The sequence below is a fragment of the Natronoarchaeum rubrum genome (assembly GCF_024494695.1).
This window is the reverse complement of the sequence record NZ_JANHDP010000003.1, coordinates 355788-380643: the sequence shown is the minus strand read 5'-3', so window position 1 is coordinate 380643 and position 24856 is coordinate 355788. Positions and strand designations below refer to the sequence as shown.

The following is a 24856-nucleotide window of genomic DNA, read 5'->3' as shown; positions in this document are numbered from 1 at the left end:
CGATGGCAGTGGACTACGACGTCGAGTTCGTCGAACGCGAGGACCGAAACGCACGGTTCCTCGTCCGCGGGGTCACCCCCGCGTTCGCGAACGGCGTCCGCCGGGCGATGATCGCCGACGTGCCGACGCTGGCGATCGAGAACGTCCGCGTCGTCGAGAACTCGTCGGTGATGTTCGACGAGCAGCTCGGCCTTCGGATGGGGCTGGTCCCGCTGACCACCCCGCCCGGCGAGTTCGAGGTCGGCGACACCGTCACCCTCTCGATCGACGTCGAGGGGCCCGCGACGGCGTACTCGGGCGATCTGGTCAGCAGCGACGACCTGGTCCAGCCCGCCGACGAGAACGTCCCGATCATCGACCTGAAGGACGATCAGAGACTGGAGGCCGAAGCCGATGCCGTCGCCAAGTCCGGCAAGGACCACGCCAAACACCAGGGCGGGGTCGCGGTCGGCTACCGCAACCTCCAGCGCGTCGAGGTCGTCGGCGACCGCGGCGAGTTCGAGGACCCCGAGCCCCACATCGTCCGTGGCGTGATCGAGCACGAGGGAGAGCTGCTCCCCGCCGAGGACTTCGGCAACGATCTCACTAACCTCGACCAGTTCGAGGGCAAGGAGATCGAGGTCACCGACGTCGAGAACGCGTTCGTGTTCCACGTCGAGACCGACGGCTCGTTCACGGTCGACGAACTCGTCACACAGGCGGCCGACACCATCGAAGAGCGAGCGAGCGAACTCGAAACGGCAGTACAGCTTTGATATGATCGCCCCTACGAACCACACCCTGACGTCAGCCCGGTCCGGCAGCGAGAGCGCCGACCGGACGACGACGCCCGTGTCGGCAACTGCCGGCGCCGGCAGCCGATTCGACGCCGTTCGATGCGAGGTCGAACCGGTCCAGATCGAAAGTGGTTTTACGGGGCATCGAGTAACCGGAAGTGCGAGCAGGGATAGCCAAGTTTGGCCAACGGCGCAGCGTTCAGGGCGCTGTCTCGTAGGAGTCCGCAGGTTCAAATCCTGCTCCCTGCATCACACTTCTCACGCGGCCCTAACAGGAGGAAAGTTATGAGCAAGACGAATCCGAGACTGAACAGTCTCATCGCCGAGCTGAAGTCGGTGTCCCGATCCCGGGAAACCGATGTCTGGAGCGACGTCGCGGACCGGCTCGAGAAACCCCGCCGCACGCACGCGGAAGTAAACCTGGGGCGGATCGAGCGGTACGCGCAGGAAGATGAACTCGTCGTCGTCCCGGGCAAGGTGCTCGGGAGCGGCGCCCTACAGAAGTCGGTCACCGTTGCGGCGGTCGACTTTTCGGGCACCGCCGAGACGAAGATCGAACAGGTCGGCGAGACCAAGGCACTAGAACAGGCGATCGAACAGAACCCCGACGCGTCGAACGTGCGGGTGATCCGATGAGCTACGCAGAGTTCGAGGCCGACGTGGTCGTGGATGCGCGCGACTGCATCCTCGGTCGCGTCGCCAGCGAAGTGGCACAGCGCGCGATCGACGGCGAGCGGATCGCCGTCGTCAACGCCGAGGACGCCGTCATCACGGGCAGTGAGGACGACGTGCTCGACACCTTCGAGACGCGCGCCGAGATGGGCTCCGACCGAGGACCCTACTACCCCAAGCGCCCCGACCGGATCTTCAAGCGCTCGATCCGCGGGATGGTCCCCTACAAGACCACCGCGGGCCGGGAGGCTCTGGAGAACATCCGCGTCTACGTGGGCAACCCCTACGACGAGGACGGCGAAGTGCTCGAAGGCACGTCGCTGGACCGACTGTCGAACATCAAGTTCCTCCACCTCGGGGAGGTCAGCGAGAATCTGGGTGCTAACGTCACATGGTAACCAACACGAGCGGCAAGAAGAAGACCGCCATCGCCCGCGCAACGGTGCGGGACGGTGACGGTCGCGTGCGTATCGACTCCCGACCGGTCGAACTGGTCGAGCCCGAGCTCGCCCGACTGAAGATGCTCGAGCCGTTCCGCATCGCGGACGACGTACGCGACGGCGTCGACATCGAGGTCAGCGTGCAGGGCGGCGGCATCTCCGGGCAGGCCGACGCGGTCCGCACCGCGATCGCTCGCGGCCTCGTCCAGCACACGGGCGACGCCGAGCTTCGGGACGCCTACATGGAGTTCGATCGGTCGCTGCTGGTCAACGACGTCCGGCAGTCCGAACCCAAGAAGTGGGGCGGTCCCGGCGCTCGGGCTCGCTACCAGAAGTCCTACCGCTAAGGTGATCCAAGTATGATGGTACCAGTCCGGTGTTTCACGTGCGGCAACGTCGTAGGTGAACACTGGGAAGAGTTCAAGGCGCGAGCCCGCGAGGGCGACGAGGATCCCGAGGCGGTCCTGGACGAGCTCGGCGTCGATCGACACTGCTGTCGCCGCATGCTCGTCTCGCACAAGGACCTCGTCGACATCGTGGCCCCCTACCAGTAACCATGTCCCAGCCACAACAGTTCACGCGGTACGAGAAAGCGCGGATCCTGGGCGCTCGCGCGCTCCAGGTCTCCTACGGGGCACCGGTGCTGATCGACACGGACCAGACCGAGCCGATTCTGGTCGCCGCCGAGGAGTACGACGCGGGGGCGCTCCCATTCACGGTCAACAGACAATGACACTGATCACCGACATCCGACTCCGGCGCGTTCTCGACTCGCGGGGCAACCCCACGGTCGAGGCTGACGTACTGACCGAGAGCGGCGGCTTCGGCCGCGGTGCCGCGCCGAGCGGCGCCAGCACCGGCGAGTTCGAGGCGATCGAACTGCCGGCCAACGAGGCCATCGCCGCCGCCCGCGAGCACGCCGTTCCGCGCCTCGTCGACGAGGTGTACGCCGGCGACCAGCGCTCGGTCGACGGCGCGCTGCGGGCCGCCGACGGCACCGAGGACTTCTCGGAGATCGGCGCCAACAGCGCCGTCGCCATCAGCATGGCTGCCGCGAAGGCCGGCGCCGACGTGCTGGGCGCGCCGCTGTTCCAGCATCTGGGCGGCGCGTTCCGCGGCGACAACTTCCCGATCCCGCTGGGCAACGTGATCGGCGGCGGCGAGCACGCCGCCGACGCCACGGACATCCAGGAGTTCCTCTCGGCGCCGGTCGGCGCACCGAGCGTCGCCGACGCCGTGTTCGCGAACGCACAGGTCCACCAGGAGATCCACGACATCCTGCTTGACCGGGACCAGCCCTCGGGCAAGGGCGACGAGGGCGCCTGGGCGCCGTCGATCGACGACGCCGAGGCGTTCGAGATCGTCGAGGAGGCCACCGACGCCGTCGCCGACGAACTCGGCTTCGAGATCACGTTCGGCCTCGACGTCGCCGCTGCGGAGATGTACGACGAAGAGGAAGGCGGCTACGTCTACGGCGATCAGGTCCGCGACACCGACGAACAGATCGACTACATCGCCGAGCTCGTCGAGGAGTACAACCTCGCGTACGTCGAGGATCCCCTCGACGAGAACGACTTCGACGCCTTTACCGAGCTCACCGACCGGGTCGGCGACCAGACGCTGATCTGCGGCGACGACCTGTTCGTCACCAACGTCGAGCGCCTGGAACGGGGCATCGAGCAGGACGCCGCCAACAGCATCCTGATCAAGCCCAACCAGATCGGCACGCTCAGCGACGCGTTCGACGCGATCGAGCTCGCCGCCCGGAACGAGTACGGGACGATCGTCTCCCACCGCTCGGGCGAGACCGAGGACACGACCATCGCACACCTTGCCGTCGCGACCGACGCCGAGTTCATCAAGACCGGCGCCGTCGGCGGCGAGCGCACCGCAAAACTCAACGAACTCATCCGCATCGCGGACGACGCAGCATGACAGACAACGACGCAGAACAGGAGGGCCTCGACGCGGCGCAAGAGGAGGTCGACCAGGAGCCGGAACCCGGCGCCGGTCCGGCCGCCGAGCCCGACGAGGCCGAGCCCGTAGAGGGCGACGAGGAACCGACCGCCGACGCCGAGGAGGCCGAGGCCGAACCGCAGCTCGACGAGGACGTCATGTCCGACGAGGAGGCCGACCTCCTCATTCCCGTCGAGGACTATCTGGGCGCCGGTGTCCACATCGGTACCCAGCAGAAGACCGACGACATGGAGCGGTTCATCCACCGCGTCCGCACCGACGGTCTCTACGTCCTGGACGTCGGGACGACCGACCAGCGAATCCGCACGGCCGCGGACTTCCTGGCGAACTACGAGCCCGAGCAGATCCTCGTCACGTCCTCGCGCCAGTACGGCCGCTTCCCCGCCGAGAAGTTCGCGGAAGCTGTCGGCGCGCGAGCCCGGACCGGCCGGTTCATCCCGGGCACCCTGACGAACCCGAAGTACGACGGCTACATCGAGCCGGACGTGCTCGTCGTCACCGACCCGATCGGCGACTCCCAGGCCGTCAAGGAGGCGATCACGGTCGGCATCCCCGTGATCGCGATGTGCGACTCGAACAACTCGACCAGCAACGTCGACCTCGTGGTCCCCACGAACAACAAGGGCCGCAAGGCGCTGTCGGTCGTCTACTGGCTGCTGGCCAACGAGACGCTCGACCGCCGCGGCGCCGAACCCGCCTACGCTCTCGACGACTTCGAGAGCGGCATCTGACGGGCCGGCATCGCTTTCGATCGGCGCGGTAACTATTCTGCGATTACGTCGCAAACAGCGTTTTACGGCTCGCTCACTTGCGTAGCAACATGTTCTCTAGAGAGCGGCTCGCCGACGGAGAGCGCCGCGGAGGGGACCTATGAATCCGGTGACGGAGGATCATCCCGATCTCTCGCCGGACCGGATCTACGAGATCCTCGGGCACGCCTACCGGCGACAGACGCTGTGCGTCCTCCACTCCCGGCCCGGCGCCGTCGACCTCGAGGAGTTGGCGACGCTCGTCGCGGCGCGATGTCGGGACGAGCCGGTCGCCGAGATCGAAGACGGCGAACGGGACGCCGTACTGGTCGAGCTCCACCACAATCACGTCCCGCGGCTCCGCAGCGCCGGCCTCGTCGCCTACGATCCGGGGGCGAGCGGCGCGGTGGAACTGGTCGGCGACGTCGAGCCGTTGCTGCCGACGCTGCGATCGGGCGGCGAGGAACTACGGGAGTACCGCGTAGACTAGAGGTCCATCCCGCCGTTGACGTCGATAACCTCGCCGGTGATGTACGACGACTCCTCGCTCGCCAGAAAGCGCACGGCGGCGGCGATGTCGTCGATCTGCGCGAACCGTCCGAGCGGGATCTCCGAGCGGATCGTCTCCTGAATTTCGTCGTCGACCTCGTCGAGCATGTCGGTCTGGGTGAACCCGGGCGCGAGGCAGTTGGCCGTCGACCCCGAGCGCGCGAGTTCGAGCGAGATCGTCCGGGTGAATCCGAACAGCCCGCTCTTTGCGGTCGCGTAGTTGGCCTGCCCGAAGTTGCCCTGCTTGCCGACGATGCTGGAGATGTTGATCAGCCGCCCCTCGTCGGCCGATTTGATGTCCTCGAAGAACGTCTGGGTGACGTTGAACACCCCGCCGAGGTTGACGTCCATCACCTGGTCCCACTCCTCGCGTGTCATCTCCTCGAAGCGGGTGTCCTGCGTGATCCCGGCGTTGTTGACGAGCACGTCGATCTCGCCGAACTCGTCGTGGATCAGATCCCGCATCGCCTCGACCTCGCGGCGGCCGGTCACGTCGGCCTGCGCGGCGATCGCCGAGCCGCCGTTCGAGCGAATCTCCTCGACGGCGTCGGCCGCCTCCTGTTCGGAGGCCCGGAAGTTCACGACCACGTTCGCCCCCTCCGAGGCGAGGTGCTCGGCGATGCCGCGTCCGATCCCGCGCGATGCGCCAGTCACGAGACAGGTTCGCTGGTCCATGGGAATCACCTGAGATGGCCGGGGTCACGCCCCGCCCGTATTATCTAGCGCTTCGCTAGTCGTTGTGATAAAGGTGGGCGCCTCGCAGGATCGATGCCACGGATCGGGCGGCGAAAAACCGACGGGTCGGAATCGGGGCCGCGAAGATCAGTTCTCGTCGCGGTACGCCTGCGCCTGATCGATCCAGTCCTCCAGGCGACCGACGGGGACGTCCGTTTCCTCGGCCACTGCGACGACATCTGCGTCGGCCAGCTGCTCGACGGTGTCGATGCCGGCCTCGCTGATCTCGTCAGCGTAGGTCGGGCCGACGCCGTCGAGCTCCTGGAGGTCCGTACCGGCGAGTTCGCCGCCGTTGCTGCTGGGCTCGTCGTCCGTGCCGGTCTCGTCACCGGCGACGTCCTCAGCGAGCGCGGCGTCGGCGTCGTCCTCGTCGGCCGCAGCTTCGCCCTCGGTGACGTCCTCGCGAGCTTGCGAGCGAGGGCTCGAAGAGCTCTGCTCTTTGGCGTCCTCGACGATCTCCTCGTCGACGTTCATCTCGCCGGGCTCGGCGGGCTCGTCCCCGACCTCGGCCTCGCCGCGCTCCTCGATCTCCTCGTCGGAGCGATCCTCGCCGGGGAGATCATCCTCGACCTGCGAGCGCTCCTCGAACCACTCGCAGACGTCGGGCCACAGCTCGGCGTGCGAGCGCGAGGAGACGCTCATCCCGATGTGGCCGGTGCGGAACTCCTTGATCTCGGTGTCGTCGCTCGGGACGACCTCGTTGAACGGCTTGGAGGCCTCCGGCGGGATCAGGTGGTCGTACTCGGCGACGATGTTGAGAACCGGCATGTCGATCTCCTCGAGGTCGACGTGCTTGCCGTCGAGGTGGAGCTCGTTGTTGTACAGCTTGTTCTCCTGGTAGATGTCCTCGATGAACTCCTCGAACGTCTCGCCGGCGACGTCGATGCCGTCGCCGAGCCACTCCTCCATCCGGGCGAAGTTCTCGACGAAGTCCTCGTCCTCTACGTTGTCGTAGAACCGGACGTACTTAGTGAGGTAGTTCTCGACGGGGTCCATCAGCGCGAAGCCGACGTCGAGGAAGTCCGCGGGCACGTTGCCGAACGTGTCGGTGACGGCCTCGGGGTCGAAGTACTCTTCGTCGCCCCACATCTCCAGTAGCCCGCCGCTGCCGGCGAAACAGAGCCCGGCGGCCATCAGCCCGAGATTGCGGACCTTCTCGGGATGGAGCGCGGTGTACATTACGCTCATCGTCCCGCCCATGCAGTAGCCAAGCAGGTTGATGCTGTCCTGACCGGAGCGATCGCGGACGACGTCGACGCAGTTGTCGACGTAGCGGTCGACGTAGTCGTGGAGCTGGAGCGACCGGTCGAGCTGGGAGGGCTCGTCCCAGTCGATCAGGTAGACGTCGAAGCCGTTCTCCAGGAGCGTGCGCACGACCGAGCGGTCGGGCTGCAGGTCGAGGATGTACGGCCGATTGATCAGCGCGTAGACGATCAGGATCGGAACGTCGTGTTGCTCCTCGGTCTGGGACTCGTAGTGGTACAGCTGGAGCTTGTTCTCCTCGTAGACGACCTCGTGAGGCGTCTCGCCGACGTCGACCTCCGAGATGGTCTCGTTGGCGTCGGGCGCGGCGCCGGACTTCTTGACGACCTCCGCGGCCGACTCCCAGGTTTGACGCTGGAGGTCGAGCGTCGCGGTGAATGGGTTCATCATGTGTGGGTGTCTCCGTGGGATCTCACTCTTCGAGGTGCTCTAACACGCGGTCGAGCTTCCGTTCGACCTCGTGCTGGCGGCGTTCGAGCTCGACCAGTCGGTCGCCGATCTCCTCGACGTCGCTCTGGGTCGGGATCCGGAGCTGGCGGAGCGTCGCCTCGGCGCTGTCGTCGGCCATCTGCCGGACCTCCATGGCGTCCTGGACGGTCTCGCCCGTCGCGGCCGCGAACGCGCTCGTGGACATGACCTCCTTGAACGCCTGGTTGGCGCTGTTGAGCCAGACGTCGCGGAACTCCTCGACGTCGACCTGCTCGCCCTCGGCGGCGTCGGCGGTGCGCTCGACCATCTCCTGGGCGGCGTCCATCCAGACCTGATAGGCCTTGGCGTACCCCTGGACGCCCTCGCCGAGGCGCTCGTCGTCGGCCGACGATTCGAGGGTGTCCGACCAGGATTCGACGAACTCGGCCTGGGCCTCGACGTTCTGTTCGAGGGCGTCGACGAACTGCTCGTTCATCTCCTCCATGAAGGAAGTCCAATCGTGCTGTACGGCGTCTGTGGTGGATGAGTCGTTCATTGTCCAAAAATTGCGGCTGCTGTCGGAAAAGTGATTCGCCGATTCAGGCCGCGGAGACGTCGATCTCCTCGGCGGCGTCGACTGCGCTTTCCTCGACCTCTTCGTGGGCGTCGAGGAAGGTGTCGAAGGACTCGTCGACGGCGTCGACGTACTCGTCGGCAAACTGCTCGAAGCCGTCGGCGCTCTCGGCGAGCGCCTCGTGGACGGCCGACCAGGACTCGGCCTGGGCCTCGTCGTAGGCGTCGAACTGCTCGTCGACGAGTTCGCGGGCCTGATCGAAGTCCATCTCGGCGTCCTCGGGGGTCATCTGCTCGACGGCGTCGAAGTAGGCGTGGAGGGCCTCCTTGGTCAGCCGGGCGTTCTGCTCGCTCATCGACTCGGCGGTCTCGACGCCGTCGACCATCGCGTTCATCGCGGTCTTCTGGGCCTCGACGGCCTCGTGGGTCGCGGTGCGGGTCTGTTCGAGGGCGGTGCGCTGGAAGTCGAATGCGGTCTGGATGGGGTTTGCGTTACTCATTGGTATCACCTAGGGGGATGACGATGGTCTGGACGATGTCGCCCTCGTCGATGTCGAGGGCCTCGCGTTCCGCGTCGGGGATGCTGATCCGCCCGCCGCTCTGCACGCGGGTCTTGAACGTCGCGGTCCCCATCGTCATCGCGGGGAACTGCGAGAGGTTCCCTCCCGCGCCGGCGTTGGCGGAGAGGAACTGCTTCATCAGCTCCTGCTGACTCTCGACGGCCTGCTCGCCAGCCTCCTGCATCTGCTCTGCGAACAGCGCCGGCGGCCACTGCATCCCGCTGGAATCGTCCGTCATCACTACTCTCTACTCGGGCGGCGACAATAAGGCTTGCCCTCAAATGGTTCTCAATGGTGTCAGATGGTATCGGCTGGTTCAGGGCTCGTGGGTGCCGGTCTTCGGCCGTTCGGCGCGACGAGGATCTCGTCGCCGATGCCACGTCGGCGTCAGATCCAGCTCGGGACCACCGGCGGCCGCTCGCTGCCGCGGCCAGAGGACTGATAACCCCGTAGTTGCTTCGGGCGTCTATGTCCGACAACACGACGCCAGCCAATCCGCTGTCGGCGATGACCGACGCGTGGATGCAGATGACCCAGACGGCGATCGAGAGCGCGACGGCCGTGAACCGCGCCGCCCTCGGCGCCTACGAGAACGGCGCCGAAGCGAACGGAGCCGCGTCGAACGGCGCCGTACGCGATGCCGACGAGCCGGACGCCGACGTCGAGCCGAGCGAACTCCCCTCGCTCGCGTTCGAGGACGCCGAGTGGACGTTCGAGCGCTCCGTCGAGGACGCCGCGGAGATCGCGGTCGGCGACAGCGTCACCTTCACCAAGTCGATCACCGCCGAGGACGTCGAGCGCTTCGCGGTGGTCAGCGGCGACACCAACCGCCTGCATCTCGACGACGAGTTCGCCGACGACTCGCGCTTCGGCGGCCGCATCGCCCACGGGACGCTCGTCTCCGGGCTGATCAGCGCCGCGCTCGCGCGCCTGCCCGGTCTCACGATCTACCTCTCGCAAGACCTGGAGTTCCGCGGCCCCGTCGAGATCGGCGACCGAGTCAGTGCGATCGTCGAGGTCGTCGAGGATCTGGGCGACGGCCAGTTCCGACTCGCGACGACGATCGAGAACGTCGAGTCCGAAACCGCCGTGATCGACGGCGAGGCCGTCGTGCTGATCGACGACCTGCCCGAGTAAGCCGGCGATCCGTCTGTACTGGAAGACGCTGCGCACGATCCGGCTCGGCGGTCGACCGAAATGTTTTAGGAAAACCTAAACCCATACTTACGGGAGCAACGCCTCTGTGGCCGACCGATCGGCGCCGTTCGGGCGTCGACGGTGCGACAGAGAGGCTGGGGGCTCGTTCGTCGGAGGTAACGATGGCAACTCAGGGCACACACAGGTCGCGGACGACCGCGGAGAAACGGGACGCGGACGAACGAGAACGGAAGGCGCAAGGCGACATCGCTCTTTCGATCGAGAGCGTCTCGAAGTCGTTCGGCACGGAGCTGGCCGTCGACGAGCTGTCGCTGTCGGTCCGACAGGGCGAGTTGCTGACGCTGCTCGGTCCTTCGGGCTGCGGGAAGACGACGACGCTGCGGCTCGTCGCCGGACTGGAGCGACCCGACGCCGGCCGGATCGCGCTGGGCGGCCGCGAAGTCTCGGGCGAGGAGGCGTTCGTCGCGCCCGAGGACCGCGACGTCGGCGTCGTGTTCCAGGGGTTCGCGCTGTTCCCGCATCTCACCGCCGCGGAGAACGTCGAGTTCGGGCTGGACGACTACGACGCCGAGGCGAAGGACGCCCGCGTCGAGGAACTGCTCGAACTGGTGGGACTCGCCGATCAGGGCGACGCCTACCCGAACGAGCTCTCGGGCGGCCAGCAACAGCGCATCGCGCTGGCGCGCTCGCTGGCCCCGGAGCCGGAGATCCTGCTGCTCGACGAGCCGTTCTCGAACCTCGACGTCGACTTGCGCGTCGAGATGCGCGAGGAAGTTCGCCGAATTCTCAAGGAGACGGGCGTCACCGCCGTCTCCGTCACCCACGACCAGGAGGAGGCGCTGTCGATCAGCGACCGCGTCGCCGTGATGCACGACGGCCGGATCGAGCAGGTCGGCCGTCCGGAAGCGGTGTTCCAGCGCCCGACCTCGCGGTTCGTCGCCGGCTTTCTGGGTCACGCCAGCTTCCTCTCGGGATCGGTCGACGGCGACGACGTCGAGACGCCGATCGCGACGATCGACCGCGACCGGATCTACGGATTCGCGCCCGAGTACGACGACGCCGAGATCGACGTTCTCGTGCGCCCCGACGACCTGCTCGCGGTGTCCGCCGACGAGGACGACGCCGACGGCCGGATCACGTATCGCCGCTACCTCGGCCCCAGCGTCCTCTACCGCGTCGAACTCGATACCGGCGACACGATCGAGTGCATGCACAACCACAGCGAGACGCTCGATCTCGACGCCCGCGTGTCGGTTACGCTCACCGCCGACCACGAACTCGCGTGGTTCCCCGCCGACGCCGCGAGCCGGTGAGCGAGCCCGCCGAGCCCCCATTCTGCAGCGCGTCCGAACTTATTTGAACGGTCAACCGGTTCTACGTTGTATGAACCTGCGCGACGCGACGGCAGCGGCCGGATTGATCGCGCCGCTCGTCGCAGCCCTCGGCATTCTCGGCGCGACGCTCCTCGACCCGTCGTTCGCCTGGACGACGAGCGCGCTCTCCGACACTGGCGCGCTTCCCGACGGCCGGTCGGTGACGTGGTCGTTCGTCGGATCGAATCCGCAGTTCTTGGTGTTCAACGGCGGCCTGATACTCACCGGGCTCCTCGGGGTTCCGTTCACCGCGAGGCTGTGGTCGCGCGCGGAGAATTTGCCTCATCAGGTCGGCGTCGTCGCCTTCGTCGTGGCGATCGTCGCGCTCGGACTCGTCGGCGTGTTTCACCTCCCGCGACCGCCCCACGGCGTCGTGGCGATCACCCACTACCTCGCGGCGACCGTCGCGCTCTGGACCTACGGCACCGGATCGGTGCTGGCGGGCGCGGTGCGGCGCGGGCTCGCGACGATCTGGCTCGGAATCGGCCATCTGCTGTTCTGGCTCGTCTGGGCGGCGGCCCTCAGCTCGGGACCGATCCCCGGGCTGGCGATCCCCGAGACGGTCGGCGCGGCGATCTTCGGCGGCTGGGTCGTCGCGACCGCGCTCGAAGAACTCGGCTGGTGGCGGCCGACCCGTTCGGTCGGCGGGACCGCCGATCGACTGTGACGCCTCGGCGCGTTCGTCGCTCGTCCGGCTATCGTGGAGCTAAACGTCGATATCGATGCCGCTCCGTGCCGGTGCCGACGGCAACGAAACTGGGACGATGTTACCGCAAACGTAGTAATTCTTAACTCGGGGACGCCCTTACGTTCGCTCATGCACAAGGACGAGCTTCTGGAACTCCACGAGCAAATGGTCATCATCATGGAGAACTTCGCGGAGCGCGACCACGTCGACCCCGAGCTGTTCGAACCCTACTACAACCTCGACGTCGACCCCTCGCACGTTCACAAATCCAAGAGCGAGCACAAGCACGCCGTGTTCGTGCTCGGCAACGCGCTCGCGAACGCGATGAGCGACGACGAGTTCTCCAGCGCCGGCCGGATCGGCAAGCGGATGCAGGAGCTCGCCGACGACGCCGAGTCGAAGATATAAGCGCCCCGTTCGCTCGCTTTTCTCTCTCGACTCCGTTCGCGCCCCTCGCCGTCCCCGCCGAGTCGACGCCCACGCCGGAAAGTATTTGGTGCGCTTGTGGCTTGTAGCCGTATATGAATACGCGCACGCAGGAGCGCGTCGAGCGGTGGGAGTCCCGGTCCTTTTCGGGCGGTTACGGGGGCCTTCGGGACCTCGCGGACTCCGACTTCACCGGCGCGGTCGAGGCCGCGGGCGCGTGGCTGTTCATGCTGAACGGCCGCGTCGTCGGCGTCCACGAGGGTAGCATCGAGGACTTCGAGAGCGCCTCGGGAACGACGCACGTCGCCCCGGACCCGGCGCTGCCGCTGCTGTTCTCGATGTGGGAGACCGGCGGCGAGACCCAGGGCAAGTACTACACCGAGGACACCTCGGTCTCGGAGGTCGACGACACGCTGACCTCCGGCTCCTTTACCGGCTATCTCGAACTGAGCGAGAACGTGCTTTCCGGGGACTACTACGTCGTCTACTACGGGGGACGATCGATGAGCGCCGCCTTCGTCGGCAACAAGGAAGAACTGCTCGGCGGCGACGAGGCGTTCGAGCGCGCCGACGACGAGGTCGGCATCTACGAGGTGATCGACGTCGACGTCGACGTGATCGAGATTCCCGAACCGGACGACGGCGGCGCGGCGGACGAATCGGCGTCCGGCGGAGTCGGGGCGGGCGGATCGAGTGCTGTCGGCGGCGGCCAGGACGAGGTCCCGACCGAGGACGACACCGCCCTCTCGGCTGGCGGATCGACGGCGTCGACCCCGGAAGACGGCGTTGATGCGGACCCGACCGTCGGCTCCGACCCGGCCGATTGGGACGCTGAGACGGAGCCAACCGATGCGGACGCTGGGCCGGCCGACGCCGACACGCCCGCGGCTGACGCCGACGAGCGGATCGCTGGCTACGAGGACGTCGAGTTCGACGACGAGCGCGGCGTTCCGTCCGCCGATGTCGACGACGCCGCACCCGGGAGCGATCCCGACGACGGGCTACCGGACGAACTTGTCGACGACGTCGAACCGGCGCGGTCGGCCGACACCGTCGAGACGGAGCCGTCGAGCGGGGGCCGGCCCTCGGTCGACGAGGAGACGCAGAGCGACGAGCGACCGCCGGTCGACGAACGAACCGCGGCCGAACGATCCACCGTCGACGATCCACGCGCCGACGAGCGTGCAGCGTCTCCGACCGATCGCGACGCCGAACCGCGTCCGGACCCCGCCGATGCGGACGGGCGGGCAGATGCCGTAGAGACCGATGCGAGCGCCGGGTCCCCGTCCCGGCGGCGCGACGCTTCGGACGCTGCCGAGGACGCCGAACGGGACCGATCACGGTCGACGGGCAGTTCGTCCGACCGGTCGACTGGCGCGTCGTCCGACCGGTCGACTGGCGCGTCGTCCGACCGTGAGACTGGCGCGTCGTCCGACCGTGAGACTGGAACGTCGACTGACCGTGCCACGGGAGCGTCGGCCGACCGATCGTCGGCGCCGGCGACACGCGAGGACGCCGCGTCCGGTGCGGTCGATACGTCGGCTGCCCCCGGAGACGCGCAGCCCGGCTCCGACCGGAGGACACCGCGGTCCGCGGACGAGCCGACGGACCGCGGAAGCTCGGCGTCGGATCGCGGCGCCACTCGGTCGGACGAGACGCCGGACGACGCCGGCGCGGCCGCGGCGGAGATCGACTGGGAGAACGTCAAGACCATCCCCTCACTGGACCCCGACCACAGTTCGTCCCCGGAACCGGACGACGCCGGCGGCACCGCGGCGTCCGCAGCGTCGGGAACGGTGTCGCCGAACGCCGCGGCGTCCGGATCGGCGGCGTCGCGGTCCGACGATCGCAGCGGCCGTAGCGGTCAGAGGGATGCCGCGAGCGGCTCCGGTCGACAGTCCCCCGGCAGTTCGTCCGGGCGGGACGGCGCCCGGCGATCGCGGCAGGATGCCAAACAACCGTCCTCGCAGACATCGGACCGACAGACCGCCGGAACGGACCGTCAGCAGGCCGCTCCCACGCGGTCCGCCGACCCGAACGCCGGTCCGTCCCAGGCCGACCTGAAGGAGCGCGAGGAGCGGATCGAGGAACTCGAAGCCGTCGTCGAGCGCGTTCGCGAAGAGCGCGACGAGGTCGCGAGCGAGCGCGACCAACTCGACGAGGAGAACGACTCGCTGCGCGAGGAAATCGCACAGCTGGAGGGCGAGATCGAGCGCCTCGAATCGGAGGTGAAGCGTCTGGAGAGCGCGTTAGAGGACGCGGGCGTGACCGCCCACGACGCCGCGACGCAGCTTCACCCCTCCGAGGCGATCGCGGGCACCAACCTGTTCGTCCGGTACCGATCGAAGGGCGAAGCCACGCTGGAGTCGGCCCACGCGGGCGACGCGGACGCCGACGCGGTCAACGGCAACGTCCGGCTGGAGCGTCACACGCAGTTCGACGCCGACGACGCCGCGGTGAACGGCCAGCCCTACGGCGAATTCCTCGAATCGACGCTGGAGTACCAGTTCGTCCGCTGGTCCGTCGAGCGGCTGCTGTACGAGATCCGCGACACCGGGCACGCCGGCGGGCTCAAGGATCTCTACGACGCACTGCCCGACGTCGACCGCGCGGAGTTGGGCGGCGAGGTCGACATCGTCTACGAGGAGAACGGCGAGCAGGTCACCGAACAGGCCGCCTTCGACGTCGTGCTGCGCGACCGGATGGGGAACCCGCTGGTCGTCGCGGACCTGAACGACTCGCGGGACCCCGCCACCGAGTCGATGCTGGTCGAACTGGAGTCGGCGGCGAGCCGGATCAAGCAGGCCAACGAGGAGCTGTCCGCGGCGTTCCTCGTCACCTCGTCGTTCTTCGAGCCGGGGGCGCTGGAGGCCGTCGCCGAGGCCACCAGCGGCAGCCTGCTGAGCCGCGACTCCAGAGAGAGCTTCGTGAAGCTATCGCGAAAACAGGGATATCATCTCTGCCTCGTCGAGGCCCGCGCCGACGAATTCCACATCAACGTGCCCGAACTCTAAGTTGGCGTGCGGGGGATCCGAACGTTAGTTCTCGACTTCGACCGCGTCGTCGATCTTCATCTCGTCGAGCTTGCCGACGATGTCGTCGAGCTTCTCGTCGAGTTCGTCGACGAACTCTGCGGTGCGCTCGGTCGTGATGGCGCCCTGGCTCGACGGCTCGATGAGGTTCTCCTCCTCGAGCACGCGCAGGGAGTAGCGAACCTTGTGGTGGGGGTAGCCCGTCTCGTTGGACATCTTGACGATCCCGATCGGCTCGTTCTCGATGACCATCTTGAGAACCTGCAGATGGCGCTCCAGCATGTCCACTTCCTTCTCAAGTCTGTCTATCATGGCATTTGTTAACTTGTCTTTGCGGGGTTTAAATGTTACCCTCTCCCCGCTCGCGTCGAGTTGGACGTTTGACGTGGTGGAAGTTAACACGTTCGGTTTTCGAGGTCGGCGCGACGCGGCGACTGACGGATCCAGCGCGCGCCCTACACCGTCGCCCGCGTCATCGATCGCTGGACCCTCACCGGGCAAATCGTAATCGGTTTATCCGGGCGCTCGGAATCGGTCCCTGTTATGACCGTTACCATCGTCGGGTCGCAACTCGGCGACGAGGGGAAGGGCGGCGTCGTCGATCTTTTCGGCGAAGCCGCCGACGTGATCGCCCGGTACCAGGGCGGCGACAACGCGGGTCACACCGTGGTCGAGGGCGGCACCGAGTACAAGCTCTCGCTCGTGCCGAGCGGCGCCGTGCGCGGGAAGGTCGGCGTGCTCGGCAACGGCTGCGTCGTCAATCCGAAGACGCTGTTCGCCGAAATCGACGACCTGCGCGAGCAGGGGCTCGACCCTGACGTTCGGGTCGCGCGCCGCGCCCACGCGATCCTCCCGTTCCACCGCGTGCTCGACAACATCGAGGAGGACGTCAAGAGCGACACCGATCTGAAAGTCGGCACGACCGGCCGCGGGATCGGCCCCACCTACGAGGACAAGATGGGCCGCCGCGGCGTCCGGATCGGCGACCTGCTCGACCCCGAGGTCCTGCGCGACCGCCTGGAGTACGTGATCCCCCAGAAGCGGGCGCTCGTCGAGGACGTCTATCAGATCGATCTCGAAGAGGTCGACGACGTGATCGAGGGCGTGGACGTCGAGGACGCGTTCGACGTCGACGCCGTCTACGAGCAGTACAAGAACTTCGGCGAGCGGCTCACCGAAGAAGGAATGACCGTCAACGCCGGCGAGTTCCTCGCCGACACGATCGACGACGGCGGCGAGGTCATGTTCGAGGGCGCCCAGGGGACGCTCATCGACATCGACCACGGCAACTACCCCTACGTCACGTCCTCGAACCCGACCGCCGGCGGCGCTGCGGTCGGCACGGGCCTCGGCCCGACGACCGTCGGGCGGGGCGAGGTCGTCGGCGTCGTCAAGGCCTACCTCTCGCGGGTCGGCTCGGGACCGCTCCCGACCGAACTCGGTGACATCGACGAGCAGGAGGAGGGTGCCGGCGACACCGAGGCCGACGAGATCGCGACGTACATCCGCGACGAGGGCGGCGAGTACGGCACCGTCACCGGCCGTCCCCGTCGTGTCGGCTGGCTCGACCTGCCGATGCTGCGCCACTCGACGCGCGCCAGCGGCTTCACCGGTCTCGCAGTCAACCACGTCGACACGCTCGGCGGGCTCGACGAGCTGAAGGTCGCCACGTCCTACGATCTCGACGGCGAGGAGATCGACACCGTGCCGGCGACGACCGAGCGCTGGGAGCGCTGCGAGCCGAACTACCGCACGTTCGAGGGCTGGGCGGACGTCGACTGGTCGGCCGTCGCCGACGACGGCTACGAGGCGCTGCCCGCCGAGGCTCGCGAGTACCTGGAATTCCTCGAAGACGAACTCGACACGCCGGTGTACGCCATCGGCGTCGGGCCCGACCGCGAGGACACCGTCGTCCGCGAGAACCCCTTCGAGTAACCCGCGACCCCGTTCTGACTTCCGCTGACCGGGCGAAACCCCTACGCTTTTCTCGCTCGCCCGCCACCTACCGAGCATGAACGCGGGTGAATCCCAGTGAAGGAGTCGCTGCTCGACATCGTCTGCTGTCCGCTCGACAAGGAGGAACTGGACCTCGAGGTCGACGAGACTGAGGACGGCGAAGTGCTCGCCGGGACGCTGACCTGCACCGAGTGCGGCCAGAACTACCCGATCGAGGACGGCATCCCCAACCTCCTGCCGCCGGACATGCGCGAAGAGTCGCCCGCCTGATCGGCCGGTATCAAAGTTTTTGTCGCCTCGGCGCGACCGCACTGTCGTGCCAGAGGAGTTAACGGTTCACGTCAACCGGACGCGTCGGCACGCCATCGCGGTCGCCGACGACCCCTTCGAGACGTCCGGCTCGTTCGACGTCGTCCTCGTGAACCACGGCGACGGCGCCCACGTTCACCTCGGGCTCGACGGCGACCTGGCCGCCGCGGGCGAGGTCGAGACGCCCGCGCCGTTTCTCGACGCCGAGGCGACGCAGCGAGTGGCTGTCAGAGTACGAGCTCAGGGTCCCTTCGGCGGCGCGCTGACGATCTCGACGGGCTACGGCAAGTCGTCGATCGAGGTGCCCGTTCGGATCGACCCCGACGCCGGTCCCGACGTCGACGCGCGGCCCGATCCCCCGGCGTCGACGGCGTCGCTGCCGACGTTCGTTCGACCGGTAGCCGAGCGGCTGCGATCGGTCGACGGCGTCGACGCCGCCGATCCCGGGACGCTGGCCCTGGTCGCGCTGGCCGGGGGCGCGCTGCTGGTGGCCGTGCTCGTCGCGTCGATCGTCGACAGCGGCGTTGTCCTCGCGGGCGTGCTCGTGGTCGTCGCGGCGGTCGCCGGAGCGCTCGGATTGCTGCTCAAACCGTGATGCCGCCCGCTACTCGCCCTCGTCGCCGATCTCCGTAACGTCGAACTGTCCTTCTTCGTCGAACCGCTTCGCGCGCAGGTATCGCGCCCGGTAGCGGTTCGCGCCGTCGTACACGTCCGCCTCGCGGATCTCGTCGGTCCGGCCGTCGGCGACGGCGTCGACGATCTCCTCGATCTGACGGAGTTCGCTCAGCGTCAAGTCGAGCTGGTAGGTCCGTTCTGTCTCGTCTTCGAGCGTGGTCCACTTGCGGGCGGCCGCGACGACCAGCGAGCAGGGCTCGCGGCAGGGGAACGTTCCAGCCCCGCCGTCGGCGGCCAGCTCGTGGTCCTCGTCGAACTCCCACTCGCGCCGGCGGAGGCACTGGGAGTCGTCGCAGCAGGCCTCGGCGATCCAGTCGACGGCGTCGGCGTCGAGCTCGTCGAGCACGTCGTAGATTCCGGTCTGGCGCTCGGCGGTTTCGCGCCAGTCGGTCACGTCGAGCGCGCCCTCGCGCTCGCGATGCCAGTTCTGGACGGTCGCGGGATAGGTGAAGTCCACAGTCCTGACGAGGTCGTGACCATCGAGATCGGGGAACGCCCAACCGGTCGGCAGCGTCGGCGCCGTCCGGAGCGGGCGGTACCGGCCGTCGTCGTCGGTCTTGAACAGCTCGCGGGCGTCGAGCGGGTCGTGGTAGACCTCCAGCGTCGACGGATCCGCGTGAGCGTCGTCGACGTGCGTGACCGTGTAGCTCCGCAGGCCGTCCTCGTCGACGGTCGTGCGGATCGAGAGCTCGCCCCAGGTGCGCGCGACGCCGTCGGCGAGGGCGTCGTAGCGCTCCGCGACGGGGTGCTCGTCGGCGCGCTCGATCCAGTGGAGAAACGCCTCGCGGGCCTCGTCGCCGGCGTCGATCACGCGCTCCCAGTAGTACCAGTTGGTGACGTGGTCGCTTGCGGACGCCGCGGCGTCGTGAAACTCGCTCTCGGCGAGTCCTTCGCGATGCTCGTCGGGCGTTTCGATGTAGTAGCCGCCCTCCTCGGCGCCGTCGGCGATTCCCGCGCGGAAGCCGTCGTAGGTGACCTCGCCGTCACTCTCGATCGCCGACAGCAGGGCGTCGAACTGCGTCGCGTTCACGATCAGTCACCCGCCGCGCTGGTGTCGGCGCGGTCCGCGCGGGTTTGCTCGCGCACCCGTTCGACTGCGTCGCCAACGTCGGCGTCGGCATCGGCCGCCCGCTCCAGAACGACGTCGGCCATCAGCGCCTCGGTGCCGACGGCGCCCGAGTACCAGATGCGGTGGCCGTCGACCTCGGCGGGGATGTCGTAGCCCGTCCGGTAGTCGTCGGTCAGCCCCATGTCCTCGGGGATGTCCTCCTGGGTGTGGAACCCGTCCGCGATGAAGAGGGGGACGACGACGATGTCCTCGGTCTCGAAGAAGTCGGTGACGTCGTCGACCTCGGGATCCTCGTCCATGAACACGGCCTCGACCTCGTCGAACCGGCCGCGCTCGCGGATCCGGTCGGCGTGGTAGTAGATCGCCTTCGCGGAGTTCTCGTTGCGCTCGGTGCCGTGGCCGACGACCGCGAGGCCGAAGTCCTCCGAGAGATCGACGTCGCGCCCGGCGGTGACCGACTCGGCGCGCTCGGCGATCACGTCCGACATCGCGTCGTGGGTGCCGACCGGCCCGCAGTAGTGGATCGTCTTCTCGACGTCGCCCGCTTCGAGGCTGGCCTGGGTCGCGCTGACGCCGTCCTCGGAGTCCCACTCGGAGACGTCCCAGCCGTCCAGGCGCAGCTCGCGGGGGATCACCTGCTCGGTGAAGTAGCCCTCGCTGATAAACAGGGGGACGACGTACACTTCGTCGCTCTCCACGGTTCGAAGGACCTCCCGAAAGTGGGGCTCCTCCTTCCAGAACGCCTCTCGGACCTCGTCGAACGCGCCCGTCTCGCGGATCGTGTCCGCGTGGTCGAAGGTGGGCGTACTGGAGTCGGGGTTCAGGTGGGAGCCGTGGGCCACGATGACCAGCGCTTGCATACTCGTCGCTGAGGACTCAACTCCCATAGGGGCTTCGTCTGGGGCAGCATCTCCTGCGGCGGTCGGGACGCCGATTTCGACGTCGGCGTCCGGCCGAACACTCGCGTCGACGCCGCCGTGCGTCGCGGCGAGTCGACCGCACTCCGTCCCGCGATACCCGAGCCGTTTTTGCCATCACTGCCGTAGCACGCATCCATGTCACTTGCCGAACGGACGCGAGAGGCGACGCGGGAGCATCCGTTCCTCGTGGACGCGCTCCGCGCGGGCGTCGTGAACTACTCCGCGGCGGCGCGCTTCCTCAGCGTCGAGGGCGAGCAGGAGGCCGTCGCGACGGCGCTCCGCCGGTTCGCCGACGACCTGCCGGACTTCGAGGAGACCGAGCGGGACGCCCGCGTGACCATGGAGCGCCGCGTCGGCATCGTGGACGCGCCCGACCCGGACGCCATGCTGCGACTGGGCGACGTCGGCGTCGCACCGGACGGTCGGCTCACCGCGATCGCGGCCAACGGTGACGTCGGCGCCGACGATCTCGGCCCGGTCAGCCGACGGCTCGCAGCGGCGGGAATCGGCGTCGAGGCCGCCGCGGCGGTCGACGGCCGACTCACCGTGGTGGTCGGGGGAAGCGACGCCGCCGACGCGCTTCGGCTCGTCGAGTCGGCGGTCGCCGCCGTCCCGACGCCGCCGGTCGACGGCTGATTTTGGGGTCGGGCTCTCGGCCCGGGTCCGTGTCGTTCGCTACCACACACTTTTGCCGCGGGACGCCGACGTGGGGCACGTACGCATGACAACTCGAAACGCGTGTACCGTGGAAACGTCTGGCTGCGGCGGCTCCGTCTCGGCATCCCGTCCCGTCCCAGTCCCGTGGGAGAGCAATCGAAGGGTCCAACGATGAGCGACGAGGATGCCGTTCTGCTCGATGTCGACAAGGGGGTCGCGACGATCACGCTCAACCGACCCGACGAGCGAAACGCCCTGTCCCATCCAGTGGCCGACGGTCTCCGCGACGCGCTCGACGAGGTCGACGACTCGGACGCTCGCTGCGTCGTCCTCGAAGGGGCGGGCGGCGCGTTCTCCGCGGGCGGGGACATCGAGGCGATGGTCGAGGGAATCAAGGGCGACCTGTCGGTCGAGGAGCGCGTCCGCGTCGTCGAGCGGGCGTACAACCGAACGATCCAGCGCCTCGCGGAATTTCCGCTGCCCACCGTCGCGCTGATCGACGGCCCGGCGGTCGGCGCCGGGGCCTCGCTCGCGATCGCCTGTGACCTCCAACTCGCCAGCGAACGGGCGTCGATCGGCTTTTCGTTCCGGGCGGTCGGATTATCGGTCGACTCGGGGACCTCCTACCTGCTGCCTCGCCTCGTCGGCGAGAACGTCGCCAAGGAACTGGTGTTCACCGGCGAGATCCTCGACGCCGAGCGCGCGGCCGAACTCGGGCTGGTCAACCACGTCTATCCGGACGACGAGTTCGAGGAGCGCGCCGCCGAGCTCGTCGCCGAGGTCGCGTCCGGTCCGACCGTTGGGCTCCGACACGCCAAGCGGCTGCTCGGTCGGGGGCTCGAACAGTCGCTCTCGGCCGCGCTCGCCGACGAAGCCGCCGCGCAGGCCGCCGCGTTCGACACCGACGATCACGTCGAGGGCGTCGAAGCGTTCTTCGAGGGGCGCGACCCCGAGTTCGAGGGGCGATAGCGCGGCCCGGGGCGACGCCGAAGCGATATCGGAGGGGCGGCGACGGTCCTCCGCGATCGGTCCGACGCCGTTCCGGAAGTAGACGCCCGAGCGACGGTGCTGAGTGGGAATGCTTGGAACCGGCTCGTTTGATCGGGGCTAACCTTCATACTGTCGGGCTCCGAAAAACAAGATGACCATGAACTGCAGAGTTGTCGTCGAGGCCGCGGTGCCGGTGTACGACGTCGAGTCACCGGACGAGGCGGTCCGGATCGCCATCTCGAAGACCGGCGAGATGCTCAATCCCGACCTCAACTACGTCGAGATCAACATGGGCGAGCGGTCCTGTCCCCACTGCGGGGAGAGCATGGAGCCAGCGTTCATCGCAGCCGACGAGAGCCTCGTCGCGCTCGAACTGGAGATGACCGTGTTCAACGTCGAGCGCGAGGAACACGCTTCTCGGATCGCCCGGAAAGAGATCGGTCAGCGCCTCGAGAACATCCCGCTGGAGGTGCTCGACGTCGAGGTCATCGAAGACGAGGACGACGAGTCGACGAACGACGAGTCGAACGACTCGGAGGAATCGGCGTCCGACGACGATGAGGTCCTCCCCGAGTTCGAGGATCTGATCGAGTAATCGCCCCGCTGCGCCGAGCGACGCCGCGCCGGCGTATCGACGACAGTTCTCGGTTCACCGCTCGCCAGCGGCGCGCGGAGACGCCGCTGGCGGATCGCATCACACGGCGAACGCTGATGAGTCGTTTGGAGAGAGAAGACAGCAGCGGCCCCGTCGGGCCAGGAGCGTCAGAGAGGCGTCTGCGCGTAAGGTCGGAACTCAGTCGGCGGTCGCGGCGACGGTTTCGGTCTCCTCGTGGTCGACGTCGCTCGTGATACATTTCGCGAGCGCGAAAACGGCCGCCTTGTGGTCGGTCTTGGACTTGTGAATCGATGTCGGTCGTACGCCGAGATCGTCGTAGGACTCGAAGTCGAGCGCCGTGTCGTTGTACTCCTCGTAATTGTTCGATACCTCTGCGAGCAGACCGTGAAGGTGGATGAGCTCCTGCTTCTTCATAGGCAAGAGCATCTAACGACTGCAGGGTTATATTATTATCTTGAGTCCCGTTACCACACGGCTGTGTTAACCACTTTCGTGGAGTTCGTTACGGGCAATTTACCGGCCCGTACCGTCTCGTTACCAACTGTATCGACGCTGATAAGACAGTCGATTACGGCACGGCAGCGGTCTGATCCATCGGCGTTTGAACCTGTTCGTCGTCGGATAGCTGAAGATTTTTACGACCGTATCGGCTTCTGTCCCACATGGACTACGAGGACCAACTCGACCGCGCGCTCTCGGAGACGCCGGACATCGAGGGGAGCAGCGAGCGCTTCTCGGTCCCGGATCCCGACGTTCGCCAGGAGGGCAACGCCACGGTGTACGAGAACTTCCAGACGACGGTCGACCGGCTCGGCCGCGACGAGGATCGGGTCGTCAAGTTCCTCCAGAACGAGCTCGGCACGAGCGGTCAGATCGACGAGAGCGGGCGAGCCCGTCTGACGGGCGAGTTCCGCGAGTCCCGCATCGACGATGCGATCGACGCCTACGTCGAGGAGTACGTCCTCTGCCCGGAGTGCGGACTGCCGGACACGCAGTTGGAGCGAGAACAGGGTGCGTTGCTGCTTCGCTGCGAGGCCTGCGGTGCGCGCTCGCCCGCCGGCGAGTGAGTTCCGGCGCTACGTGCAGTGACTACTCGAACTGCTGGAGCGTCTCGAGGTCGCGGTCGGTCTGCATGAACTCCGCGAGCTGTCGAGTCGCGTGACAGTTCGGGCAGTGGAAGTTTTTCTGGGAGGCGGGGAGATCGTTGACCGTCGTCTGCCAGTTTTTGTCGCACTCGGGACACAACAGTTTCACAGTCGCCTCGTCCATGCGAGTGTGGTACGCAACGACACGGCAAAAAAGTTGCCGGCGATCCTCAGTCTTCGACGACGTCGAGCAACTCGGTGTATCGGTTCCGGATCGTCACTTCGCTCACCGACGCCGCCTCGCCGACCGCCTCCTGGGTCACCTTGTGATTAGTTAGCAGCGACGACGCGTACACCGCTGCGGCGGCCAGTCCGACGGGGCTTCGCCCGCTGTGAAGACCTTCTCGCCTGGCGGTCGACAGCAGCGAGCGCGCGCGGCGCTCGACGTCTTCGTCGAGTTCGAGCGCGGACGTGAGCCGCGGGAGGTACTGCTCGGGTTTCGTCGGTTCGACCTCCAGCCCGAGTTCGCGACAGACGTACCGGTACGTTCGGGTTAACTCGCGGCGCCCGACGCGACTCACCCGTTCGAGTTCGTCGAGGCTGCGAGGCGTTCCCGCCTGCCGGGCGGCGCCGTACAGCGCCGCCGTCGCGACGCCCTCGATCGAGCGCCCCGGCAGCAGGTTCTCGTCGAGCGCACGGCGATAAATCACGCTGGCGGTCTCGCGGATGTCTTTCGGCAGGCCGAGCGCGCTCGCCATCCGGTCGATCTCGCCGAGCGCCTGCCGGAGGTTGCGATCCTTCGAATCCTGCGTCCGATAGCGCTCGTTCCACTTCCGCAACCGCTGGGCGCGTCGGCGCTGATCCGCCGAGAGCGTCCGCCCGTAGCCATCGCGATCCTGCCAGCCGACGTTCGTCGAGAGACCTTCGTCGTGGATCAGTTTCGTCGCGGGCGCCCCGACGCGGGACTTCTCGGCGCGGTCTCGGGCGTCGTAGGCGCGCCACTCCGGCCCGAGATCGATCTCGTCTTCGTCGACGATCAGCCCGCAGTTCTCGCAGGCCGTTTCCCCATGTTCCTCGTCGTGGACGACGCTGCCGTCGCACTCGGGGCACTCGCCGGTCGATTCGGTCGTCGTCTCGCTTTCCGACTCTCGGACGCTCGTTCGCGTTTCTGTGTCGCTCATGGCTGGAGGGGGCCGATGA

Annotated in this window: 32 protein-coding genes and 1 tRNA gene; 22 read left to right on the top strand and 11 right to left on the bottom strand. The window is 67.4% G+C overall.

All coding sequences use genetic code 11. From position 1 onward, the window contains the following. Positions 1–2: 2 nt before the first annotated feature. The 10 genes from NO931_RS09580 (at position 3) to NO931_RS09535 (ending at position 5104) form a co-directional block, all read left to right on the top strand. Complete coding sequence (locus NO931_RS09580) at positions 3–755, top strand: DNA-directed RNA polymerase subunit D (RefSeq protein ID WP_256392115.1); 753 nt, start codon at positions 3–5, stop codon at positions 753–755. A 185-nt stretch (positions 756–940) separates the two neighbouring features. Beyond that, positions 941–1025, top strand: a tRNA-Leu gene (locus NO931_RS09575). Positions 1026–1061: 36 nt separating this feature from the next. Continuing rightward, a complete protein-coding gene (locus NO931_RS09570; protein ID WP_256392114.1) occupies positions 1062–1412 on the top strand; it encodes a 50S ribosomal protein L18e in 351 nt (116 codons plus the stop codon). Then, positions 1409–1846, top strand: coding sequence for a 50S ribosomal protein L13 (locus tag NO931_RS09565; protein ID WP_256392113.1), 438 nt, complete (start codon positions 1409–1411; stop codon positions 1844–1846). The genes NO931_RS09570 and NO931_RS09565 overlap by 4 nt, the downstream gene beginning before the upstream one ends. Then, positions 1840–2235 (top strand): 30S ribosomal protein S9, encoded by a 396-nt coding sequence (locus NO931_RS09560; RefSeq protein ID WP_097007833.1) that lies wholly within the window; start codon positions 1840–1842, stop codon positions 2233–2235. Before NO931_RS09565 ends, NO931_RS09560 begins: the two co-directional genes overlap by 7 nt. A 12-nt stretch (positions 2236–2247) precedes the next feature. Then, positions 2248–2442, top strand: a complete 195-nt coding sequence (locus NO931_RS09555; protein ID WP_256392112.1) for a DNA-directed RNA polymerase subunit N — start codon at positions 2248–2250, stop codon at positions 2440–2442. Positions 2443–2444: 2 nt separating this feature from the next. Next, positions 2445–2621, top strand: a complete 177-nt coding sequence (locus NO931_RS09550; protein WP_256392111.1) for a DNA-directed RNA polymerase subunit K — start codon at positions 2445–2447, stop codon at positions 2619–2621. Beyond that, positions 2618–3823 carry a phosphopyruvate hydratase gene (gene eno, locus NO931_RS09545; protein ID WP_256392110.1) on the top strand — a complete coding sequence of 402 codons (1206 nt, stop codon included), beginning with the start codon at positions 2618–2620 and terminating at the stop codon, positions 3821–3823. Before NO931_RS09550 ends, eno begins: the two co-directional genes overlap by 4 nt. Continuing rightward, on the top strand, positions 3820–4596 hold the full coding sequence (gene rpsB / locus NO931_RS09540) for a 30S ribosomal protein S2 (RefSeq protein WP_256392109.1): 777 nt from the start codon (positions 3820–3822) through the stop codon (positions 4594–4596). The genes eno and rpsB overlap by 4 nt, the downstream gene beginning before the upstream one ends. A gap of 139 nt (positions 4597–4735) precedes the next feature. Continuing rightward, positions 4736–5104 (top strand): DUF7344 domain-containing protein, encoded by a 369-nt coding sequence (locus tag NO931_RS09535; protein WP_256392108.1) that lies wholly within the window; start codon positions 4736–4738, stop codon positions 5102–5104. Here the strand turns inward: NO931_RS09535 and NO931_RS09530 are convergent. The 5 genes from NO931_RS09530 to NO931_RS09510 form a co-directional block, all read right to left on the bottom strand. Further along, a complete protein-coding gene (locus tag NO931_RS09530; protein ID WP_256392313.1) occupies positions 5101–5844 on the bottom strand; it encodes a beta-ketoacyl-ACP reductase in 744 nt (247 codons plus the stop codon). The two genes, NO931_RS09535 and NO931_RS09530, sit on opposite strands and share 4 nt — an antisense overlap. Before the next feature lie 141 nt (positions 5845–5985). Beyond that, positions 5986–7551, bottom strand: coding sequence for a class III poly(R)-hydroxyalkanoic acid synthase subunit PhaC (gene phaC, locus NO931_RS09525; RefSeq protein ID WP_256392107.1), 1566 nt, complete (start codon positions 7549–7551; stop codon positions 5986–5988). 22 nt (positions 7552–7573) lie between these two features. After that, entirely contained in the window at positions 7574–8125 is a 552-nt protein-coding gene (locus NO931_RS09520) for a poly(R)-hydroxyalkanoic acid synthase subunit PhaE (protein WP_256392106.1), read from the bottom strand. Between the two features lie 43 nt (positions 8126–8168). Then, entirely contained in the window at positions 8169–8642 is a 474-nt protein-coding gene (locus NO931_RS09515) for a hypothetical protein (protein WP_256392105.1), read from the bottom strand. Continuing rightward, entirely contained in the window at positions 8635–8940 is a 306-nt protein-coding gene (locus NO931_RS09510; protein WP_256392104.1) for an AbrB/MazE/SpoVT family DNA-binding domain-containing protein, read from the bottom strand. The genes NO931_RS09515 and NO931_RS09510 overlap by 8 nt, the downstream gene beginning before the upstream one ends. 230 nt (positions 8941–9170) lie before the next feature. Here NO931_RS09510 and NO931_RS09505 point away from each other — a divergent pair, with 230 nt between their 5' ends. From NO931_RS09505 to NO931_RS09485, 5 genes are all read left to right on the top strand, one after another. Then, complete coding sequence (locus NO931_RS09505) at positions 9171–9839, top strand: MaoC family dehydratase (protein ID WP_256392103.1); 669 nt, start codon at positions 9171–9173, stop codon at positions 9837–9839. Positions 9840–10021: 182 nt separating this feature from the next. Beyond that, positions 10022–11173: an ABC transporter ATP-binding protein gene (locus tag NO931_RS09500; RefSeq protein WP_256392102.1), complete on the top strand. Its 1152-nt coding sequence runs from the start codon at positions 10022–10024 to the stop codon at positions 11171–11173. 70 nt (positions 11174–11243) lie between these two features. Next, positions 11244–11900 carry a DUF998 domain-containing protein gene (locus tag NO931_RS09495; RefSeq protein WP_256392101.1) on the top strand — a complete coding sequence of 219 codons (657 nt, stop codon included), beginning with the start codon at positions 11244–11246 and terminating at the stop codon, positions 11898–11900. 150 nt (positions 11901–12050) lie between these two features. Further along, on the top strand, positions 12051–12329 hold the full coding sequence (locus NO931_RS09490) for a UPF0058 family protein (RefSeq protein WP_256392100.1): 279 nt from the start codon (positions 12051–12053) through the stop codon (positions 12327–12329). 113 nt (positions 12330–12442) lie between these two features. Then, a complete protein-coding gene (locus tag NO931_RS09485) occupies positions 12443–15361 on the top strand; it encodes a DUF7527 domain-containing protein (protein ID WP_256392099.1) in 2919 nt (972 codons plus the stop codon). 24 nt (positions 15362–15385) lie between these two features. Here the strand turns inward: NO931_RS09485 and NO931_RS09480 are convergent, their stop codons facing one another. Then, entirely contained in the window at positions 15386–15691 is a 306-nt protein-coding gene (locus tag NO931_RS09480; RefSeq protein ID WP_097007820.1) for a hypothetical protein, read from the bottom strand. Positions 15692–15922: 231 nt separating this feature from the next. Here NO931_RS09480 and NO931_RS09475 point away from each other — a divergent pair, with 231 nt between their 5' ends. The 3 genes from NO931_RS09475 (at position 15923) to NO931_RS09465 (ending at position 18239) form a co-directional block, all read left to right on the top strand. Beyond that, on the top strand, positions 15923–17314 hold the full coding sequence (locus NO931_RS09475) for an adenylosuccinate synthase (protein WP_256392098.1): 1392 nt from the start codon (positions 15923–15925) through the stop codon (positions 17312–17314). Positions 17315–17410: 96 nt separating this feature from the next. Continuing rightward, positions 17411–17605 (top strand): methytransferase partner Trm112, encoded by a 195-nt coding sequence (locus NO931_RS09470; RefSeq protein ID WP_256392097.1) that lies wholly within the window; start codon positions 17411–17413, stop codon positions 17603–17605. Positions 17606–17651: 46 nt separating this feature from the next. After that, complete coding sequence (locus NO931_RS09465; RefSeq protein ID WP_256392096.1) at positions 17652–18239, top strand: DUF7524 family protein; 588 nt, start codon at positions 17652–17654, stop codon at positions 18237–18239. Between the two features lie 9 nt (positions 18240–18248). Here NO931_RS09465 and NO931_RS09460 read toward each other — a convergent pair whose 3' ends face one another. Both NO931_RS09460 and NO931_RS09455 read right to left on the bottom strand, forming a co-directional pair. After that, entirely contained in the window at positions 18249–19355 is a 1107-nt protein-coding gene (locus tag NO931_RS09460; protein ID WP_375142046.1) for a DR2241 family protein, read from the bottom strand. Further along, positions 19352–20248: a CbiX/SirB N-terminal domain-containing protein gene (locus tag NO931_RS09455; RefSeq protein ID WP_256392094.1), complete on the bottom strand. Its 897-nt coding sequence runs from the start codon at positions 20246–20248 to the stop codon at positions 19352–19354. The genes NO931_RS09460 and NO931_RS09455 overlap by 4 nt, the downstream gene beginning before the upstream one ends. A 195-nt stretch (positions 20249–20443) precedes the next feature. Between NO931_RS09455 and NO931_RS09450 the strand changes: the two genes are divergently transcribed. From NO931_RS09450 to NO931_RS09440, 3 genes are all read left to right on the top strand, one after another. Continuing rightward, positions 20444–20944, top strand: a complete 501-nt coding sequence (locus NO931_RS09450; RefSeq protein ID WP_256392093.1) for a DUF7523 family protein — start codon at positions 20444–20446, stop codon at positions 20942–20944. 192 nt (positions 20945–21136) lie between these two features. Next, the gene (locus NO931_RS09445) at positions 21137–21934 is read left to right on the top strand and encodes an enoyl-CoA hydratase-related protein (protein ID WP_256392092.1); all 798 of its coding nucleotides are present in this window, start codon (positions 21137–21139) and stop codon (positions 21932–21934) included. Positions 21935–22112: 178 nt separating this feature from the next. Further along, entirely contained in the window at positions 22113–22550 is a 438-nt protein-coding gene (locus NO931_RS09440; protein ID WP_256392090.1) for a DUF555 domain-containing protein, read from the top strand. A gap of 198 nt (positions 22551–22748) precedes the next feature. Here NO931_RS09440 and NO931_RS09435 read toward each other — a convergent pair whose 3' ends face one another. After that, positions 22749–22985, bottom strand: coding sequence for a UPF0058 family protein (locus NO931_RS09435; RefSeq protein WP_256392089.1), 237 nt, complete (start codon positions 22983–22985; stop codon positions 22749–22751). A gap of 248 nt (positions 22986–23233) precedes the next feature. Here NO931_RS09435 and NO931_RS09430 point away from each other — a divergent pair, with 248 nt between their 5' ends. Further along, entirely contained in the window at positions 23234–23638 is a 405-nt protein-coding gene (locus NO931_RS09430) for a translation initiation factor IF-2 subunit beta (RefSeq protein WP_256392088.1), read from the top strand. Between the two features lie 22 nt (positions 23639–23660). Here NO931_RS09430 and NO931_RS09425 read toward each other — a convergent pair whose 3' ends face one another. Beyond that, positions 23661–23840 (bottom strand): DUF7836 family putative zinc-binding protein, encoded by a 180-nt coding sequence (locus NO931_RS09425; RefSeq protein WP_256392087.1) that lies wholly within the window; start codon positions 23838–23840, stop codon positions 23661–23663. A 46-nt stretch (positions 23841–23886) separates the two neighbouring features. Further along, positions 23887–24837 carry a transcription initiation factor IIB gene (locus tag NO931_RS09420; RefSeq protein WP_256392086.1) on the bottom strand — a complete coding sequence of 317 codons (951 nt, stop codon included), beginning with the start codon at positions 24835–24837 and terminating at the stop codon, positions 23887–23889. Positions 24838–24856 lie beyond the last annotated feature (19 nt).